We start from the raw sequence: 19,054 nt of genomic DNA, 5'->3' as shown, positions 1-19,054 counted from the left end.
TTGTGAGGTGTCACACGGCTCGTGGAGACTCTCGACGAGGGCAGCCGAGACCGATCGGGACAGGCTGTCTCGCTCGCGATGGTCTGTCAATCCCGCGCGGCGGGAGACGGCGGCACGGCGCCGGGGGGTGGCCTTCCCCGGACGAGACCCGCCCCGACCGTCCGCGCTGACCCACCGACCCGCTCCCACTCCGACCCACCCGACCCGTGACCCGGCCGTCCAGGCCAGAAGGACGAGGACACCGCGATGGCGAACCAGATGCGCGCCGCCCGCTACCACCGCTACGGCCCGCCCGAGGTGCTGCGGGTCGAGGATGCCCCGCTGCCGCGACCAGGCCGCGGGGACGTCCTGGTGCGGGTGCGGGCGACCAGCGTCAACCCGTCCGAGACCCTGGTGCGCGCCGGAAAGCTGCGGCTGCTCAGCGGCTTCCGCTTCCCGAAGGGCACCGGCCAGGACTTCGCCGGCGAGGTCGTCGCCGTCGGCCCGGGGGCCAACCCCGGTCTGGTGGGCGGGCGGGTGTGGGGCACCCGCCTGGGACTCGGCAGCGCCGCGGCGGCCGAGTACGTCAGCGTCCCGGCGCGCCTGGTGGCCGCCGCGCCCGACGGGCTCGGGCCGCGGGAGGCCGCCGCGCTGCCGACCGTCGGCCTGAGCGCCCTGATGGCGCTGCGAATGGCGCGCGTGCGGGACGGAAGCACGGTGCTCGTGGTCGGCGCCAGCGGCGGCGTGGGCAGCGCGGCGGTGCAGCTCGCCCGCGCGGCGGGCGCCGAGGTCGCGACGGTCTCCTCGCCCGCCAACACGGACTTCTGCGTGGAGCTGGGCGCCCACACGGCGTACGCGTACACCCAGCCGGACGCGCTGGGCACCGCCACGTTCGACGCCGTCGTCGACCTGCACGGACGCGGGCTGGCGGCGTACCGCCGCAGGGTCCGCCGCGGCGGCCGGATGGTGTCGCTGTCACCGCGTGCCATGGCCTACGCCCTGGGGTCGGCGCCGCGCCCCGGCCCGACGGTGCGCCTGGGCCAGCTCAGGCCGAAGGCGGCCGACCTCGACCTGCTGGCCCGCCACGTCGCCGCGGGCGAGCTGCGCGCGGTCGTGGACCGGGTCTACCCCCTCACGGACATCGCGGCGGCCCACCGCGACCTGGAGACGGGACACAGCCGCGGCAAGCGCGTCGTCGCGGTGACCGACGACCAGTGGTGAGGGGCGCAAGGACCCGCCGGAGTCTCCCAGGGGTCGCGGGGGCTGCGCCGGACGGGTTTCCCGCGCGTGGCGGACACGCGCGCGTCTGCGCCGGGCACGACGTCACGGCATACGTTGGGCTGTGTCCGCATGTGTTCAGCATGTGTTCGCACCCACCGCCCGGGCCGGGCGGCCGTCCGCTGCCCTCCCCCGCGCGGGCCCACCACCAGAGGAAGGGACGTCCCGTGGCGACTCCGCTGAAGCCCGACCCCCTGCTGAAGGTTCTGCGCGACGAGGGCCTGCGGGTGGTCGAGGTCCGCAGTTGGCGCACCCACAACCGCGACCACGTCGGGCCGTGGGGTCCGGTGAACGGCGTGATGCTCCACCACACCGCCCCACACGAAGATCCGGTGACCCTCTGTTACGTCGGCCGGGCCGATCTGCCGGGCCCGCTGTGCCACGGCGTGATCACGAAGGACGGCGTCGTGCACATGGTCGGGAACGGCCGCGCCAACCACGCCGGCGGCGGCGACCCGGACGTGCTGGCGGCCGTCCGCGCCGAGTCCTACGGCGAGCGTCCGCCCCCGCCGACGGAGCACGCGGGCTCGCCGGGAGCGGTCGACGGCAACGCACCCTTCTACGGCTTCGAGTGCCACAACGACGGCGACGGCGAGGACCCGTGGCCCCCCGCCCAACAGGACGCGATGGTGCGCGCCGCGGCGGCGCTGTGTCGGGCGCACGGCTGGTCGGCGAAGTCCACGATCGGGCACCTGGAGTGGTCCGACCAGAAGATCGACCCCCTGGGCCTGTCCATGGTCACGCTCCGCGCGCGGATCGCCGAACGGCTCGCGCACGCGGCGAGCTGGAACCCCGAGAGCCCGGCGCAGGCGCCCACGCCGCCCTCCGCGCCGCGCCCGGACGGCGTCACGCTGAGCGAGGAGGACGTGCGGCGCATCGCGGACGCCGTGGTGGCGCGGAAGATCAGGGTCGAGGACGGCGAGCTGGCGTTGGGCAGCGTCGTGCTGCGCGCGTACACCAACGCCAGGGAGGCGAAGGAGGCGGCGCTGCGCGTCGAGGCCGGCGTCAGGCGGCCGCCGCGCGGCTGAGCCCGGCGGGCGGCGGAGGGACCCCGGCCAGGGCCCTGGGCTGTCGGGCCCCGGCCGCCGGACCAGGGGGCGTTCGTACCGGTCAGGAGCCCGACGCGGGACCCCGCGACCGCGGAAGCGCGGCGGCGCAGAAGCGCGGGGCGGCTCTGGTCTCAGCCGACGTTCTCGGCCTGGAACATCCAGTGGTGCTTCTCCAGGTCCTTCGTGATCTGGACCAGCACGTCCTGGGTGACGAGGTCCGTGTCGCCGATCGACTCCAGGCGCTCGCGCATGCGCGCCACGACGGCGGCCAGCGCCGCGACCATGCCGCGGATGGCGTCGACGTCCTGCTGCCAGCCCTCGGGCGCGGTGGGGAGCCCGGAGTGCGAGGCGACGGTGGCGGCGCGGCCGTCCGGGGAGATGCCGACGGTCGCGGCCCGCTCGGCGACCGTGTCGGCGTGGGCACGCGCCGTCGAGACGACGTCGTCGAGCTGGAGGTGGATCGAGCGGAAGCGCGCGCCGAGGATGTTCCAGTGCGTCTGTTTGGCGACGAGCGAGAGATCGACCAGGTCGACGAGGGCGCCCTGCAGGGCCTCGCCCACCAGCTTCACCGTGGTGTCGGGAAGGGAGCTCTTGACGGCGTACATGAGATGTACCTTTCCATACAAAAGCGCGTTACGTCCGTTTCCGGCCAGCGTACCTCCGGCGCCGACGACGCACGCGGTGTCACGGCGACCGTCCGTTCGGGCACTGTCGGCCCGCAGCCGGGCGGCGCCACCGGTCAGTACGGTCGCGGGTACCCGTAACCGCGCTGCCGAAGCACGGACGGGTCCTGTGCGGGACCGGGGACCGCGGCGCCGCCCGCGACGGGCGTGTCGCGGTCGTAGAACGGGCGGGTGTTCGCCCGCAGCCACATCGCGACCGGGTCGTAGACGTCGGCCATGGCGACGGTGCCGACCGCCAGGCCGTCGGGGACGCTTCCGACGGCCTGGCGCATCATCTCCCGCACCGCCTCCGCCCCCCGCTCGTCGCCCGGGTCGTCCATCTCCAGGCCGATCACGAGGTACGCCGTGCCGACCGCCGGCTGCACCCAGGCGCGCCGGAGGCTGCGCAGCGCGGGGGTGCGCCGGGCGTGGGCGGTGAGCCGCTCGTAGAAGGCGTCGGCGCGGATGCTCGGCTCGCTGATGCGCAGCGGCCCGGCCGGCAGGCGGTCCAGGCCGCCGGCGATGCGGCGCAGGTCCAGCCACGGGATGCCGAGGCCGCCGCCGGGGGCGTGCGGGTTGAGCCACAGGCCCCAGTGGTCGGGGTAGAGAGCGGCGGCGACGTCCCGGCCGCCGACCACCTCGTGGGACCGGGTCCAGCCGCTGGCGGCGAGCTCCCGCTCGGAGGTGACGCAGGGCGCGTAGCCGTGCCCCGCGACCTCCATGCTGCCGTACTGCGCGTCGCGCTCGCCCGGCCTGCCGTGCCACAGCAGCATCCACACCCGACCCTGGCCGAGCGCGGCGAGCAGGGCCTCGTAGGCGTCGAGCCGGTCGGCCGTCACGCGCGGCAGCAGCTCCTCGACGCGTCTGGCCGCGCCCACCTGGGCTGACCCTCCTCGCACCGCACCTCCACTGGGCTTCGCATCCGGCACCGGGTCGCTCTCCACGCCTCAGAGGCCTAACGACGCGGCGGACCGCGACGCTTCTCCTGCTGCGTTCCCTCTCTCCGCGTTCCCCCGCGCACGTTCGCGTTCACGTGCGCCCGCGTCCCTTCGCCCGCCCGGTCGCGTGCGCTCACGCGTCGGCCAGCCTCACCAGCTTAGGGCCCGGAACGTCACGGTTCACGGGCGTAGAACGGCCGTACGCAGTGGCGCAGCCAGTCCACGACCGGGTCCTCCGCCGCGTCCAGCAGCACCATCTGCACGGGCCAGGCCACCGGCTGCCGCGCCAGCGCGCGTTCGAGCGCCTCGTGGGCGGCGGCGCGGCACTGCTCGTCCAGCAGCTCCAGCTCCAGCCCGACGAAGAGGGACGGCGGGCCGCCCTCGGCGCTGGCCAGGCCCCGGCGCGCCGAGCGCACGAACCATAGGCCCGACAGCTCGCCCGAGACGGTGGCGAGGAAGTCCAGCGGCTCGTCCTGCCAGTCCGGCTGGAACAGGCGCATGCGGGCGCCCGAGGGGACGCCGGGGACGCGCTCGCCGGGCGTGGCGCGGCACAGCTCGGCGACGGCCACGGGCGGCACCGGGATGCCGACCGTGCCGCCGGGGTTGACCGCGATGCCGAGCTCCGGGGGAAGGCCCCTGGCGAACTCGGGGACCGGTGCGACGGTGAACGACAGGTGCGCGGCGCCACCGAGCTGGTACTGGGCCGCGGAGGTGAACGCGGGGACGTACGGGGCGCCGTTCAGCCTGAGGGTGGGCAGGCGCAACGTGCGGCTGCTCGGGCCGCCGCCCTCCGGCAGCGGCACCCACAGCCTGCTGCGGGACAGCACCTTCAGCAGGTGGGGCGCGGCCTCGCGGACCCCGACGGCGGCGGCGAGCGCCTCCTCCAGCTCGTTGCTGGGCCAGCCGCTGGCGGCGGCGGAGGGCTGGGACGCGGACTGGGACGACGGCCCGGCGAGCGGCTGGTCGAGTTGGGCCGTGCCCCACGGGTCCGGGACACCGTCCTGACCCCCCGCGCCCCAGTCCTGTCCGCCCGACGCCGCCTGGTCCCAGCTCTGGTTCCCGCCCTGGCCTCCGCCCTGGTGCTCGACCGCCCGTGGGTCGAAGGACGGCGGGACGTCCACGGGGTGGCCCTCGCCTGCCTGCGCGTCCCACGCGCCCCCCGGGTGACCGTTCCCCCCGGGGACGTCCGCGCCCTCACCCTGGGGCCACTGGGCCTGCCACGGCTCGCCCATCCGTACCCACCGCCGCCTCTCAGCCGTTCGGCGGCCCGTTCCCGGCCGCCAGGTCGCCCAACACCCTAAAGGCTGTCCCCGGCCACGGGGGCGGACTCCGCTCCGCCCAGGGGCCACTGTCGGAGGGCCATGCGATGATGTGCGGCATGTCGGACACCCCGCGCGAGACCCCGCTGGAGCCGGTACACCGGTCTCTCGGCGCCACCATGACGGACTTCGCCGGCTGGCGCATGCCCCTGCGCTACGGCAGTGAGCGCGCCGAGCACCAGGCGGTGCGCGGCTCCGTCGGACTGTTCGACCTGACGCACATGGGGGAGATCACCGTCACGGGGCCGGCCGCCGGCGCCCTGCTGGACCACGCCCTGGTGGGCCACCTCTCCGCCCTCCGCCCCGGCCGTGCCCGGTACACCATGATCTGCGACGAGGACGGCGGCATCCTCGACGACCTGATCGTCTATCGGCTGGCGGGCGAGGAGTTCATGATCGTCGCCAACGCGGCCAACGCCCAGGTCGTGCTCGACGCGCTCACCGCGCGCCAGGGAGGCTTCGACGCGGCGGTCCGCGACGACCGCGAGGCGTACGCGCTGCTCGCCGTGCAGCGGCCCGCCTCCCCCGCCGTGCTGGCGCGGCTGACCGACGCCGACCTCGCGGGCCTGCGGTACTACGCCGGGCTGCCGGGCACGGTCGCCGGGCGGCGGGTGTTGATAGCCCGCACCGGGTACACGGGCGAGGACGGCTTCGAGCTGTTCTGCTCCCCCGAGGACGCGGAGCCGCTGTGGCGGGCGCTGACCGAGGCCGGCCGGGAGGACGGTCTGGTGCCGTGCGGCCTGTCCTGCCGGGACACGCTCCGGCTGGAGGCCGGCATGCCGCTCTACGGCCAGGAGCTCACCCGGGCGACGACGCCGTTCGACGCGGGTCTCGGCCGCGTGGTGCGGTTCGACAAGCCCGGGGACTTCGTGGGCCGGGCGGCCCTGCGCGCCGTGGCGGAGCGGGAGGGCTCCCCCGGCGGCGGGCCGCGGCGGGTGCTGACCGGGCTGGTCGCCGAGGGCCGGCGGGTGCCGCGCACCGGGTACGCCGTGGTGGACGCCGAGGGCCGGCCGATCGGCGAGGTCACCTCGGGCGCGCCGTCGCCGACGCTGGGCAGGCCCATCGCGATGGCGTACGTTGACGCCGCGCACGCGACGCCCGGGACACCCGGGGTCGCGGTGGACATCCGTGGCAGCCGCGAGCCGCACGAGGTCGTGGCCCTGCCGTTCTACAAGCGCCACACCTGAGCCCGGGCGCCGCGGCGGGGGACACGGGTGTGCGCCCGCGCCGTGACGTGTCCGTGTCGTGTCCGTGAAGTGCCCCGACAGCGAGGCCAAGGCTAAGGAGAGTCCCACCCCGATGAGCAACCCACCCGAGCTGCGCTACAGCAAGGAGCACGAGTGGCTGGCGACCGCCGAGGACGGCGTGGCCACGGTCGGCATCACCAGGTACGCCGCCGACCAGCTCGGCGACGTCGTCTTCGTCCAGTTGCCCGCGGTCGGGTCGACGGTGGCGGCGGCCGAGCCGTGCGGCGAGCTGGAGTCCACCAAGTCCGTCAGCGACGTCTACTCGCCCGTGTCGGGTGAGGTCACGGAGGTGAACCAGGACGTCGTGGACGACCCCTCCCTGATCAACTCCGCCCCCTTCGAGGCGGGCTGGCTCTTCAGGGTCCGCCTCACCGGGGAGGCCGGCGTGGCCGGCGAGCTGCTCACCGCCGACGAGTACGAGACGTTCGTCAACGCGTCATGACGACGGCGCGCCCGGTCCGGCCGGTTCGGCCGGACCGGGCGGCTCGGCCGGACGTGTGGAGTGGGCGCGGAGCAGCAGCACCGAGCGCTCCGGCACCCTGATCACCGCGCCGGCGGCGTGCCACGTGCCGGGCGCGGCCGCCTGCTCCTCGCGCGAGGTGTCCACGAGCAGCTCGTAGCCCTGAGCCCAGGGCGGGCCCGGCAGCGGGAAGTCCAGCGGCGCGGCTCCGGCGTGCAGCAGCACCAGGAAGCTGTCGTCGGTCACCGGGCGGCCACGGGCGTCGCGCTGCGGGATGTCCCGCCCGGAGAGGAACATGCCGAGGGTGTGGCTGGGCGCGTACCAGTCGTCCTCGGTCATCTCCCTGCCGTCGGCGGTGAACCAGCCCAGGTCCCGCATGCCCCGAGGGCCCTCGCGGCGTCCGGAGAAGAAGGCGCGGCGGCGCAGCACCGGGTGGTCGCGGCGCATCCGGATCAGGCGGCGGGTGAAGTCCAGCAGCCGCCGCCAGCCGGGGTCGGCCCCCTCCCCCGTCCCGGCGGCCAGGGACCAGTCCAGCCAGCCGAGTTCGTTGTCCTGGCAGTAGGCGTTGTTGTTGCCGCGCTGGGTGCGGCCCATCTCGTCACCGGCCACGAGCATCGGCACGCCGGTGGAGAGCAGGAGCGTCGTCAGCAGGTTGCGCAGCTGGCGGCGGCGGAGCGCGGTGACGTCCGGGTCGTCGCTGTCGCCCTCGGCGCCGCAGTTCCACGAGCGGTTGTCCTCCGCGCCGTCGCGGTTGTCCTCGCCGTTGGCCTCGTTGTGCTTCTGCTCGTAGGAGACGAGGTCGCGGAGGGTGAAGCCGTCGTGCGCTGTCACGAAGTTGACCGAGGCGTAGGGGCGGCGACCGCCCCAGGCGTAGAGGTCGCTGGAGCCCGACAGCCGGTAGCCGAGGTCGCGCACGTCGGGGAGGGCGCCTCGCCAGAAGTCGCGAACGGTGTCGCGGTACCGGTCGTTCCACTCGGTCCACAGCGGTGGGAAGGCGCCGACCTGGTACCCGCCGTCGCCGACGTCCCACGGCTCGGCGATCAGCTTGACGCGCCGCAGCACCGGGTCCTGGGCGATCACGGCGAGGAACGGGGAGAGCATGTCGACGTCGTGGAAGGAGCGGGCGAGGGCGGCGGCGAGGTCGAAGCGGAAGCCGTCCACGCCCATCTCCGTCACCCAGTACCGCAGCGAGTCGGTGATCAGGCGCAGCGCCTGGGGCTGGACGACGTGGAGGGTGTTGCCGGTGCCGCTGTAGTCGGTGTAGTAGCGCGGGTCGTCGGCGAGCCGGTAGTACCCGGCGTTGGCGATGCCCCGCAGTGAGTAGGTGGGGCCGAGGTGGTTGCCCTCGGCGGTGTGGTTGTAGACCACGTCGAGGATCACCTCGATGCCGGCGGCGTGGAGGGTGCGCACCATGGACTTGAACTCGCCGACCTGCTGGCCGCGGCTTCCCGAGGCGCTGTAGGCGGCGTGCGGGGCGAAGTACCCGACGGAGTTGTAGCCCCAGTAGTTGCGCAGGCCGCGCCGGAGCAGGTGGTCCTCGTCCGCGAACTGGTGGACGGGCATCAGCTCGACGGCGGTGACGCCGAGCGCGGTGAGGTGCTCGACGGCCGCGGGGTGGGCCAGGCCGGCGTAGGTGCCGCGCAGCGCGGGCGGGACGCCCGGGTGGCGCATGGTGAAGCCGCGCACGTGGAGTTCGTAGATGACGGAGTCGGCCCACGGGGTGTCGGGGCGGCGGTCGTCGGCCCAGTCGTCCTGGTCGTGGACGACGACGCCCTTGGGCAGGTACGGCGCCGAGTCGCGTTCGTCGCGGACGGTGTCGGCCTGGTCCTGGCGTGGCCAGTCCCTGACGTGGCCGTAGAGCTCGGCGGGGAGGGCGCGGTCGCCGCCGAGGTGCCCGTCCACGGCGCGGGCGTAGGGGTCGAGCAGGAGCTTGGCGGGGTTCCAGCGGGCGCCGTCCCGGGGGTCCCAGGGGCCGTGGACGCGGTAGCCGTAGCGCTGGCCGGGGCGGACTCCCGGGACGAAGCCGTGCCAGATCTCGTAGGTCACCTCGGTCAGCGGCAGGCGGGTCTCGCGTTCGCCGCCGGGTGCGTTGTCGAAGAGGCAGAGGGTGACGGCCTCGGCGCCGCCGGCCCAGAGGGCGAAGTTGGTGCCCGCGACGCCGTCGGGACCGGTGAGGCACCGGGCGCCCAGCGGCTGGGGGGAACCGGGCCAGACCTCGCGCGCGGCGTGCGGCGGCACGGCCGGCGCGGTTGGCGTGGTCGGCGTGGTCGCGGGCGCCGGGCTCAGGACGCGTGGGGGGCCGGACGCGGGGGTCCGCGGCGGGGCGGAGTCCCGGGCCGGAGGGGAGGCCGGCGCGGGGGCCGGGGTCGGTGGCCGCGTCGGGGGGCGCGTCGGGGGGCGCGTCGGAGCCGGGTCTGGCTGCGTCTGGGACACGTGTCGCTGTTCCTCCAGTCCCCGCTCACGCCGACGCGCTTCCGCGCCCCGACGCCGGGACGTCCCCGGAACCATGGCCTGTGGACCGGCATTCTGCCACGCGTTCGGCTCTTTTCCACATGAACTGCCGTAAAGCGCAACGAATCAGCACGGTCGAGAGGGGTGGCATGGTACGTACTTTGTGATTACCTGTCGATACGATGAGTTGTCCGTCGCCCAGTGCGGTGTGACGGGTGGTCGGGAAGGGGCAGGCCGGCGTGATGGTGCGTCAGAGAAGTCGAGGTCGGCGCGGCGGTGGGGCGGGATCAGGCGCCGTGACGGCACTGCTGGGCGTCGTCCTTCTGCTGGTGGTCGCCGTGACGGCGTGCAGCGGCAGCGGCAGGGCGGAGGAGTCCGCGTCCGACGGGTCCGGCGCCGCGGAGGGCTCGGGCGGCGACAGGCCCCCGGCGCCCGTGGAGATCTCCATCTCGCCGGGTGACGGCGCCAGGAACGTGGAGACCTCGGGCGCGCTGGAGGTGACCGCCGAGCGCGGCCGGCTGACCCGCGTCACCGTCACCGACGCGGACGGCCGGCGCGTCGCCGGCGCACTGGCCGAGGACGGCACGGCCTGGCGGCCGAGCGAGCACCTGGCCAACGCCACGCGGTACGCCGTCGAGGCCGTGGCGGAGAACGCCGCGGGCCGGCAGCGGACCCAGACCGCGAACTTCCGCACCGTGAGGGCCGAGTCGACGTTCGGCACCACCTGGAACGTCGGGGACGGCGCCGAGGTCGGCGTCGGGATGATCCTCTCGGTCGTCTTCGACACCCCGATCGAGGACACCGCCGCCGTGCGCGACGCCATCGAGATCACGAGCGAGCCCGCCGTGGACGTGCGGGGCCACTGGTTCGGCCAGCAGCGGCTCGACTTCCGCCCCGAGGAGTACTGGGAGCCCGGCACCGAGGTGACGGTGCGCTTCGGGCTGCGGGGCGTCGAGGGCGCCGACGGCGTCTACGGCACACTCCGCGAGGAGATCGACTTCACCGTCGGCCGCAGCCAGATCAGCACGGTGGACGCCGAGGAGATGACGATGGAGGTCGTCCGCGACGGCGAGCGCCTGCGCACCCTCCCCGTCACCACCGGCGCCCCCGGCACCGAGACGTGGAACGGCCGGATGGTGATCACCGAGCGGCTCGTGGAGACCCGGATGGACGGCGCCACCGTCGGCTTCGCCGGGGAGTACGACATCCCCGACGTCCCTCACGCGATGCGGCTGAGCGACTCCGGCACCTTCATCCACGGCAACTACTGGGCCGGCGGCGCCTTCGGCACCGCGAACGTCAGCCACGGCTGCATAGGACTGCGGGACGTGCAGGGGGCGTACGACGACTCCACGCCCGGCGCGTGGTTCTTCGAGCGCTCGATCGTCGGCGACGTCGTCGAGGTGGTCAACTCGAACGACGAGGTGATCTCGCCGGACAACGGACTCAGCGGTTGGAACATGGAGTGGAGCGCGTGGGGAGCCGGACAGTAGCCCTTCACGTCTCGCGTCCCCTGCCCATGGCATATATGGGTCACCACGCCGCTCTCACGTACCTCACACGTGCCTGTTGCCACCGAAACGACCGCACCGGCCGCATATGCACGCCATGATGGGGGCCATGTCACTAGCGGCACACGTTCCGCCACCGATCCCGGCGCACGACGCGCCGGGAAGGGCCGGAGACCGGCCGGAGCGGCCGGGGAGGGCGCCGGATCCGACGCGCGAGCCGTGGGTCGGCGAGGTGCGGCTCGTCTCCCGGCCCGAGTCGGCCGGGGTCGCCCGGCGCCTGACGCGCCATCAGCTCCAGAGCCGCTGGCTGCTGGGGCCCAAGCTCGCCGACGACGCCGTGCTGCTCGTCTCCGAACTCGTCGGCAACGCCGTGGCACACGCCGGGGCCCACGTCTTCGGCCTGCGCATCCGACGCCGTCGCGGCTGGGTCCGCGTCGAGGTGCGCGACCCGTCGCGGGCGCTGCCCTGCCGGCTGCCGGTGGGCGAGACGGACGTGAGCGGGCGCGGCCTGTGGCTCGTCGAACAGCTCGCCGACCGCTGGGGCGTGGACCTGCTGCCCGACGGCAAGACCACGTGGTTCGAGCTGCGCCTGGCGAAGGAACGCTGAACGTCGGCCCGTCGGCCCGTCGGCCCGACCGCCTGGACGGGCGGCCCGCGCGCGGCGCGGCGCGCCGCCGGTGCTCAGGAGGGGGTGAGGCCGCCCCTGCGGGCGCCCGCCCGGCGGCGGCGGTCGTTGCACAGCAGGCATCGGCCCCAGCCGGGCGGCAGCGGGTCCTCCGGGTCGCCGTAGAGCGGATCGACGGCACCCCGCGGATGCTCGCGGCAGCCCGTCGTGGCGGGGCCCTCGCTGAGCGCCTGGGCGGCCCCGAGGGCGCGCCGCAGCGCGTCCACGAGGACGTCGACCTGCTCGCCCGTCGGCATCTGGACGTCACAGGCGATGTCGGACGCGGTCCGCAGCGCCGCCTGGAGCTCGCCGAGCTCCGCCTGCTGGTCCCGCTGGCCGCGAGGCCCCGGCGGGGGCTGCCGGGCCTGGCGGCCCTGCTGACCGTGATGGCCCTGGTGGCCCTGGTGACCCGGGTGACCCTGCTGGCTGACGTGGCTCACGCTCATGGCCGCAAGCGTAGGACGCGACACTGACACCGGCCTCCTCCCGTGAGCACCGGCCCGTCTCCCGGAGCCGGGGCCAGGGCCCCGCCCCAGGTCCAAAAACCCGGTGGGAAGTGTCAGTGGTCGCCCGTAGGCTCCCATGTTGATGTGTTCTACAGCCGAATCCTCCGCCCTGCCCGCCAAACCCTCCGTCGTCCGTACCCTCCTTCGGCTGTGGCCCTACGTGCGTCCCGTGCGGGGCCGCGTGTTCGGTGCGGCCGGCGTCGCGATCCTCGCCGCCTCCATGGGGCTGGCCATGCCGCTCGTGTTGAAGTGGATCGTCGACGGCCCGGTCGCCGACCGCGACACGGCGGGGATCTGGCTCGGCGGCGTGCTGCTGCTCCTCCTCGGCGTCGTGGAGGCGCTGCTGTTCGGTCTCAGACGGTGGATGGTGGCCCGGCCGCTCGCGGGCGTCGAGGCCACCATGCGCGCCGCTCTCTACCGGCACCTCCAGCGCCTGCCGATCTCCTTCCACGACCGCTGGCCCACCGGCCAGCTGCTCTCCCGTGGCACCGGCGACCTCCAGCTGCTGCGGATGTTCCTCGCCTTCGGCCTGACCTTCCTCGTCGTCAACAGCGCCACGATCGTCATCGGCTTCGCGGTCCTCCTGGCGCAGGACTGGGGGCTCGGCCTGCTGCTGATGGTCCCGGTGCCGCCGCTCATCTGGACCTGTGTCGTCTTCGAGACGCGGTACTCGGTGGCCGCCCGCCGCGCCCAGGACCAGATGGGCGATCTCACCACCGTGGTGGAGGAGTCCATCCTCGGCATCCGGGTGATCAAGGGCTTCGGCAGGCACCGCAGCCAGGCCCGCGCGTTCCACGCCCTCACCGACCGGCTGATGGCGACCGAGCTGCACAAGGCGCGGCTGCTGGCGGCGATCTGGATGGTCATCCTCTGCCTGCCCGAGCTCTTCCTCGGCGCCACGCTCGTGCTCGGCGTCACGCAGGTCGCCGACGGGGAGCTGACGGCGGGCACGCTGGTGGCGTTCATGACCACGGCCATCGCGCTGCGCTGGCCCGTGGAGTCGATCGGCTTCCTGCTGGCCCTCACCAACGAGGCGGCCACCGCGACGCAGCGCTTCTTCGAGGTGATGGACGCCGAGGTGCCGCCCGACGCGCCGCCCGCGAAGGCCGCCCGGCCGCGGGCGGCCCCGGCCGCGCCGGCCCTCTCCTCCTCCCCCGCCCGGCCCTCCGCCCCCGCCCCGGCGGGGACGGGCGGCATCAGGTTCGAGCGGGTCGTCTTCCGGTATCCGGAGAGCCCGCCCGACGCGCCGCCCGTGCTGGACGGCGTCGACCTGCACGTCCGCCCCGGCGAGACGATGGCGCTGGTCGGCGGCACCGGGAGCGGCAAGACCACGCTCATCAACCTGCTGCCGCGGCTGTACGAGGTCACCGAGGGCCGCATCACCCTCGACGGCGTCGACATCGCGACCCTGCCGCGCCACGAGGTCCGCACGCGCGTCGCCGTCGCCTTCGAGGAGCCCACGCTCTTCTCCGCCTCGGTCCGCGAGAACGTGGCCATGGGCGGGGAGGGCGAGCTGGACCGGGCGCTGCGGGTGAGCCAGGCCCACGGCTTCGTCCACGCGCTGCCCGACGGGCCGGAGACGGAGGTCGGTGAGCAGGGGCTGAGCCTCTCCGGCGGCCAGCGGCAGCGGCTGGCGCTGGCCCGCGCGGTGGTCGCCCGGCCGCCGTTCCTGGTGCTGGACGACCCGCTCTCCGCCCTCGACGTGCACACCGAGGCCCGGGTCGAGGCGGCGTTGCGCGAGGTGCTCGCCGACACCACCGCCCTCGTCGTCGCGCACCGGCCCTCCACGGTGCAGCTCGCGGACCGGGTGGCGCTGCTCTCCGGTGGCCGGGTGGCCGCCGTCGGCACCCACGCCGAGCTGTTGCGCGGCAACGCCGAGTACCGCTTCCTGATGACCGGCTCGGCCGTCGCCGCCAGCTCCCACGGGGCCGACGACGGCAGGAGCCCCGACACCGACCACCGCGAGACCACCGAGGTCAGCGCCCGATGACCAGTCCCAGCACGAGCACCAGCAGCAGCCCGAACGGCGGCACCCCGTCGGACCCCGCCTCCCCGACCAGACGGGACGTCACCGCCGCGGGACCCGGCGCCCCACCCGTCGACGCGGCCGGCCGGGGGAACGGCGAGGCCGCCGCGGGCCCGGGGCCAGGGACCGGCGCCGGGACGGCGGCCGGCGACGGGGACGGCGGCAGCGGCGGAATCGGGAACGACGCCGCGAACGACGCCGGAAGCGGGAGCGGAGCGGCCGCGTCGCTCGACCCCTTCGACCAGGACCGGCTGCCCGCGCCCAGAGGCGCCTCGCGGCGGCTGCTCGGCTCGCTGCTGCGGCCCCACCGCGCCCGGGTCGCGTTGGCCGCGGTGCTGCTGCTCACGCAGCAGGCCGCGGTGCAGGCCGTCCCGCTGCTGGTGGCGTACGCCATCGACACCGGCGTGCCGGCGCTGCGCGAGGACAACCACGGGCCGCTGGTCGCCGTCGCCGTCGCGTACCTGGTCTGCGCCCTGGCGGGCGGCGGGCTCCAGTACGTCTTCATCCGGATCTCCGCCCGGGTCAACCAGAGCATCCTGCTGGAGCTGCGCGGCAGGATCTACCGCCACGCCCAGGCGCTGAGCCTCGACTTCCACGACCGGTACACCTCGGGCCGGCTGATCTCCCGCTCCACCAGCGACGTGCTGTCGCTGCGTGAGCTGCTCGACGAGGGCTTGCAGGACCTGCTGATGATGCTGGTCTCCCTCGTCTACGTCGGGAGCCTGCTGTTCTACCTCGACCTCGGCATGGGCGGCGCCGCGCTGCTGTCGTTCATCCCGCTGGCGTTGCTGGTGCGCAGCTTCCGCCGCCGCTCCGCCGAGCGCTTCAGCCGCAGGTCGACGGCCATGGCCCGGCTCATCGTGAAGTTCTCCGAGACCCTGGGCGGCATCCGCCCGGTGCAGGCGTTCCGCCGCGAGCAGGCCAACGACCTGCGGTTTCAGGAGCTCAACCGCCACCACGAGCGGGTCAACGGCGACACCATCCTGGAGCTGGGGCGCTTCGTGGTGCTCTCCCGGCTCGTCGCGGCCGTCGCGGTGGCCTCGATCGTGCTGTGGAGCGCGCACCGGGTGGCCTCGGGCGACCTGGAGCTCGGCGTGCTGGCCGCCGGCGCGCTCTACATCCGCCGCCTGTACGACCCGATCGACCGCTTCGCGATGATCCTCAACGCCTACCAGTCCGCGGCCGCCTCCCTGGAGAAGATCGCCGGCCTGCTCTACCAGCGGCCCGACGTGCCCGAGCCCGAGCGGCCGGTGTCGCTGCCGGCCCGGGGGGAGCGGGCCGGCGGCCCGGCCGGCCGCGAGGTGACCTTCGAGGGCGTCTCGTTCTCGTACCGGACGGGCGGCGAGGTGCTGCCGCCGTTCTCGCTGACCCTGCCGGCGGGGCAGACCACGGCCCTGGTCGGGGCGACGGGCGCCGGCAAGTCCACGCTGGCCAAGCTGCTGGCCCGGTTCTACGACCCGACCCAGGGGCGGGTGCTGCTCGACGGCGTGGACCTGCGCGAGCTCAGCCTCACGGAGCTGCGGCGCAGCGTGGTGATGGTGACCCAGGAGGCGTTCCTCTTCTCCGGGACGATCGCGGAGAACATCGCGCTCGGGCGGCCGGACGCCAGCCGCGAGGAGGTCGTGAGCGCGGCGAGGGCGATCGGCGCGCACGAGTTCATCGCCGCGCTGCCGGACGGGTACGACACCGACGTCCGCAAGCGCGGCAGCCGCATCTCGGCCGGTCAGCGGCAGCTCGTGGCGTTCGCCCGGGTGCTGCTGGCCGACCCCACGGTGGTGATCCTGGACGAGGCGACGTCCTCCCTGGACATCCCGGGCGAGAAGGCGGTGCAGAACGCGATGGCCACGGTGCTGCGCGAGCGGACGGCCGTGGTGATCGCGCACCGCCTGTCCACGGTGGAGATCGCCGACCGGGTGCTGGTGATGGACGGCGGCCGGCTCGTCGAGGACGGGCGGCCGGCCGAGCTGACGGCGGGCACGGGCCGCTTCGCCACGCTGCACCGCGCCTGGCGGGAGAGCCTGGTCTAGAGGCCGTCGGGTCCCTCGTCCGGGCCCGCGCCCGACGCGGCCGGGCCGTGCTCGCTCCGGCCGGACTCGCCGTCCCGGTCCTGCGCACCCCGGGTGTCGTGGGTGTCCTGCCTGCCCTGCGGGTCCTGCGGGTCCTGCGGGTCCTGGATGTCCGAGGGGTTCGGGGTGTCCGGGAGGCTCACCAGGCCGAGTTCGGCCCGGTGGGCGAGGCGCGGGTGGGCGGGCAGGACGCGGACGGTGTACCCGTAGGGCCCCGGCCGGTGGAGGGTCAGCTCGCCCTCGAAGGTCCAGTGGCCACTCAGGTCGGGCCCGCCGCTCGGCTTCAGCGGCACGCAGACGGTGTCCGCCAGCGTGTCGTCGCCGACCACACGGCCGGCGACCGCCTGCACCTCGACCGACGGCGGGTCGAGGTCGCCGAGCGTGACCCGGGCGCTCAACGGCAGCGTCGCCCCCAGGGTCGGCGGCTCCTCGCCCGCCTCCACCGACGCGACGGCGACGCGACGCCACTCCCGGCGGACCCGTTCGGCGAAGGCCGCGAGCTCCCCGGCGGCCCGCCCGCCGTCCTCGACGAGCGCGCGGTGCGCGACGGCGGCGGGCGCGTACAGGCCGGTGACGTACTCGCGCAGCATCCGGTCGGCCAGCACGCGCGGAACGAGCCGGTCGAGGGTGGCGCGGACCATCGCGAGCCAGCGCCCCGGCAGACCGGCCGCGTTGCGCTCGTAGAAGCAGGGCACGACCTGCTCCTCCAACACCTCGTAGAGGGCGGTGGCCTCCAGGGCGTCGCGCCGCTCGGGGTCGTCGGCCGCCGGGCCGTCGGCGGTGGGGATCTCCCAGCCGAAGTCCGGGTCGTACCACTCCTGCCACCAGCCGTCGCGGACCGAGACGTTGAGGCAGCCGTTGAGCGCGGCCTTCATGCCGGAGGTGCCGCACGCCTCCATGGGGCGCAGCGGGTTGTTCAGCCAGACGTCGCAGCCCGCGTAGAGGCTGCGGGCCATCCCCATGCCGTAGTCGGGCAGGAAGACGACGCGGTGACGCACGGCCGGGTCGTCGGCGAAGTGGACGAACTCCTGGATGAGCCGCTTGCCCTCCTCGTCGGCCGGGTGGGCCTTGCCCGCGACGACGATCTGGACGGGGCGCTCGGGGTGACACAGCAGCGCCCTGAGCCGTTCCGGGTCACGCAGCATCAACGTGAGGCGCTTGTAGGAGGGGACGCGCCGGGCGAAGCCCAGGGTGAGGATCTCGGGGTCGAAGACCTCGGCGACCCAGGCCCGTTCCGCCGCCGCGGCGCCCCGCTCCCGCCACGCCGTGGCCAGCCGGGCGCGCACCTCGCCCACCAGTTCCTCGCGCAGGCCGCGGCGGAGCTGGAACAGTTCGGCGTCGGTCAGGCGGCGGCCGGAGGAACGGGCCCGTCGCACCGCCTCCGCGGTCCAGCTGGGGGCGTGGACGCCGTTGGTGACCGCGCCGATGGGCACCTCCTCGGGTTCGAAGCCCTGCCAGAGCGGCGCGAACATGGCGCGGCTGACCTGGCCGTGGAGGGTGGAGACGCCGTTGGCGCGCTGGGCGGTGCGCAGGCCGAGGACCGCCATGTTGAACAGGGGGGCGGGCGGGTCCGGCTCGTGGGACGGCGGGGCGGGCTCGCGCCCGAGGGCCAGCAGGCGCGTCACGTCGAGCCCGGGGAGCATGCCGCCCTCACCGTCGGCGCCGCCGTCACCGCCACCGCCGTCACCGCCACCGCCGTCACCGCCGAGGTAGCGGGCGACGAGATCCTCGGGGAAGCGGTCGATGCCGGCGGGCACCGGCGTGTGGGTGGTGAACACGGTCCCGCCCCGGACGGCCCGCAGCGCCGCGTCGAAGCCGATGCCGCGCTCGCCGAGCTCCCGGACCCGCTCGGGCCCGAGGAACCCGGCGTGCCCCTCGTTCATGTGGAAGACCTCGGGCGCCGGATGGCCCGTCAGGCGGCAGAAGGCGCGCACCGCGCGGACGCCGCCGATGCCGAGGAGCAGCTCCTGGAGCAGCCGGTGCTCGCTGCCGCCGCCGTAGAGCCGGTCGGTGACCTCCCGTTCCGGGGGCTCGTTGGCGGCGGTCGCCGAGTCGAGGAGGAGCAACGGGACCCGGCCGACGCGCACCTGCCAGACCCGGGCGGCGAGCGTCCGGCCACCGGGGAGCGCGAGGCGCACCTCGACGGGTGAGCCGTCGCCCTCGGTGAGCGGCGTCATCGGCAGCTCCTCGGGCGTGAGCTCCGGGTAGTGCTCCCGCTGCCAGCCGTCGTCGGTGAGGCTCTGGCGGAAGTAGCCGCGGCGGTAGAGCAGGCCGACGCCGATCAGCGGGACGCCGAGGTCGCTGCCGGCCTTGAGGTGGTCCCCGGCGAGGACGCCGAGGCCCCCCGAGTACTGCGGCAGGGCGGCCGTGATGCCGAACTCCGGCGAGAAGTACGCCACGGCCCGGGGCAGCTCGCCGCCGGTCTGCGCGGTGGCGCGCTGGTACCAGCGGGGCTCGGTGAGGTAGTCGCGCAGGTCCTCCGCGGCGAGGGCGACGCGGCGCACGAAGCCGCGGTCGGCGGCGAGTTCCGCGAGGCGGCCCGCCGAGACCGTGCCCAGCAGTCGGTAGGGGCACCTCCCGGGGCCGAAGGAGCCCGGGGAGGCGCCCTCCCGCGCGTCCCGCCAGCGCTCGGGGTCGACCGAGCGGAGCAGCTCGTGGGTCTCGGGGTGCCAGGACCAGCGAAGGTTCAGGGCCAGCTCGCGGAGCGGGTCGAGGGGCTCGGGCAGCACGGGGCGCACGGAGAAGCGACGGATGGCCTTCACGCCATGACCGTAACCGCACACCGGGCGAATCAGGATGATAGCGACAGGGGTGTCGCCGAGCCCGACCCCGGGAAGCGGAGCGGCCGGAGCCGGGGCCGTGCCCGGCCCCGGCTCCGAGCCTGGGTACGGCTCGGCT

14 protein-coding genes are annotated in these 19,054 nt (G+C 74.8%); 8 read left to right on the top strand and 6 right to left on the bottom strand.

Translation table 11 applies throughout. The annotated features are described in order from the left end of the window. Positions 1-246: 246 nt before the first annotated feature. Positions 247-1,200 carry an NAD(P)-dependent alcohol dehydrogenase gene (locus tag ACTWP5_RS14260; RefSeq protein ID WP_443221282.1) on the top strand — a complete coding sequence of 318 codons (954 nt, stop codon included), beginning with the start codon at positions 247-249 and terminating at the stop codon, positions 1,198-1,200. A 224-nt stretch (positions 1,201-1,424) separates the two neighbouring features. Next, on the top strand, positions 1,425-2,285 hold the full coding sequence (locus tag ACTWP5_RS14255) for a peptidoglycan recognition protein family protein (RefSeq protein ID WP_443221281.1): 861 nt from the start codon (positions 1,425-1,427) through the stop codon (positions 2,283-2,285). A gap of 152 nt (positions 2,286-2,437) precedes the next feature. Here the strand turns inward: ACTWP5_RS14255 and ACTWP5_RS14250 are convergent, their stop codons facing one another. The 3 genes from ACTWP5_RS14250 to ACTWP5_RS14240 form a co-directional block, all read right to left on the bottom strand. Beyond that, complete coding sequence (locus ACTWP5_RS14250; protein ID WP_443221280.1) at positions 2,438-2,911, bottom strand: Dps family protein; 474 nt, start codon at positions 2,909-2,911, stop codon at positions 2,438-2,440. A gap of 134 nt (positions 2,912-3,045) precedes the next feature. Then, entirely contained in the window at positions 3,046-3,846 is an 801-nt protein-coding gene (locus ACTWP5_RS14245; protein WP_443221279.1) for an enhanced serine sensitivity protein SseB C-terminal domain-containing protein, read from the bottom strand. A gap of 233 nt (positions 3,847-4,079) precedes the next feature. Continuing rightward, entirely contained in the window at positions 4,080-4,793 is a 714-nt protein-coding gene (locus ACTWP5_RS14240) for an enhanced serine sensitivity protein SseB (protein ID WP_443221329.1), read from the bottom strand. 491 nt (positions 4,794-5,284) lie between these two features. Here ACTWP5_RS14240 and gcvT point away from each other — a divergent pair, with 491 nt between their 5' ends. Both gcvT and gcvH read left to right on the top strand, forming a co-directional pair. After that, positions 5,285-6,412, top strand: coding sequence for a glycine cleavage system aminomethyltransferase GcvT (gcvT, locus tag ACTWP5_RS14235; protein ID WP_443221278.1), 1,128 nt, complete (start codon positions 5,285-5,287; stop codon positions 6,410-6,412). 112 nt (positions 6,413-6,524) lie between these two features. Next, positions 6,525-6,914, top strand: a complete 390-nt coding sequence (gcvH, locus tag ACTWP5_RS14230; RefSeq protein WP_443221277.1) for a glycine cleavage system protein GcvH — start codon at positions 6,525-6,527, stop codon at positions 6,912-6,914. On the opposite strand, the gene glgX is transcribed toward gcvH, so the two are convergent. Beyond that, positions 6,909-9,170 (bottom strand): glycogen debranching protein GlgX, encoded by a 2,262-nt coding sequence (glgX, locus tag ACTWP5_RS14225; RefSeq protein ID WP_443221276.1) that lies wholly within the window; start codon positions 9,168-9,170, stop codon positions 6,909-6,911. The two genes, gcvH and glgX, sit on opposite strands and share 6 nt — an antisense overlap. A gap of 455 nt (positions 9,171-9,625) precedes the next feature. Between glgX and ACTWP5_RS14220 the strand changes: the two genes are divergently transcribed. Further along, a complete protein-coding gene (locus tag ACTWP5_RS14220) occupies positions 9,626-10,876 on the top strand; it encodes a L,D-transpeptidase (RefSeq protein WP_443221275.1) in 1,251 nt (416 codons plus the stop codon). A 127-nt stretch (positions 10,877-11,003) separates the two neighbouring features. After that, the gene (locus ACTWP5_RS14215; RefSeq protein WP_443221274.1) at positions 11,004-11,501 is read left to right on the top strand and encodes an ATP-binding protein; all 498 of its coding nucleotides are present in this window, start codon (positions 11,004-11,006) and stop codon (positions 11,499-11,501) included. Between the two features lie 74 nt (positions 11,502-11,575). Here ACTWP5_RS14215 and ACTWP5_RS14210 read toward each other — a convergent pair whose 3' ends face one another. After that, complete coding sequence (locus ACTWP5_RS14210) at positions 11,576-12,004, bottom strand: hypothetical protein (RefSeq protein WP_443221273.1); 429 nt, start codon at positions 12,002-12,004, stop codon at positions 11,576-11,578. 142 nt (positions 12,005-12,146) lie between these two features. Between ACTWP5_RS14210 and ACTWP5_RS14205 the strand changes: the two genes are divergently transcribed. Both ACTWP5_RS14205 and ACTWP5_RS14200 read left to right on the top strand, forming a co-directional pair. Next, positions 12,147-14,054: an ABC transporter ATP-binding protein gene (locus tag ACTWP5_RS14205; protein ID WP_443221272.1), complete on the top strand. Its 1,908-nt coding sequence runs from the start codon at positions 12,147-12,149 to the stop codon at positions 14,052-14,054. Then, positions 14,051-16,117 carry an ABC transporter ATP-binding protein gene (locus ACTWP5_RS14200; protein ID WP_443221271.1) on the top strand — a complete coding sequence of 689 codons (2,067 nt, stop codon included), beginning with the start codon at positions 14,051-14,053 and terminating at the stop codon, positions 16,115-16,117. Before ACTWP5_RS14205 ends, ACTWP5_RS14200 begins: the two co-directional genes overlap by 4 nt. On the opposite strand, the gene glgP is transcribed toward ACTWP5_RS14200, so the two are convergent. Further along, positions 16,114-18,918, bottom strand: a complete 2,805-nt coding sequence (gene glgP, locus ACTWP5_RS14195) for an alpha-glucan family phosphorylase (protein ID WP_443221270.1) — start codon at positions 18,916-18,918, stop codon at positions 16,114-16,116. The two genes, ACTWP5_RS14200 and glgP, sit on opposite strands and share 4 nt — an antisense overlap. Positions 18,919-19,054 lie beyond the last annotated feature (136 nt).

It is taken from the genome of Streptomyces sp. 4N509B, from assembly GCF_052245655.1.
Lineage (GTDB): Bacteria > Actinomycetota > Actinomycetes > Streptomycetales > Streptomycetaceae > Streptomyces.
Note: the sequence above shows the minus strand (reverse complement) of the source record. Positions and strands in the feature narration are given on the sequence as shown.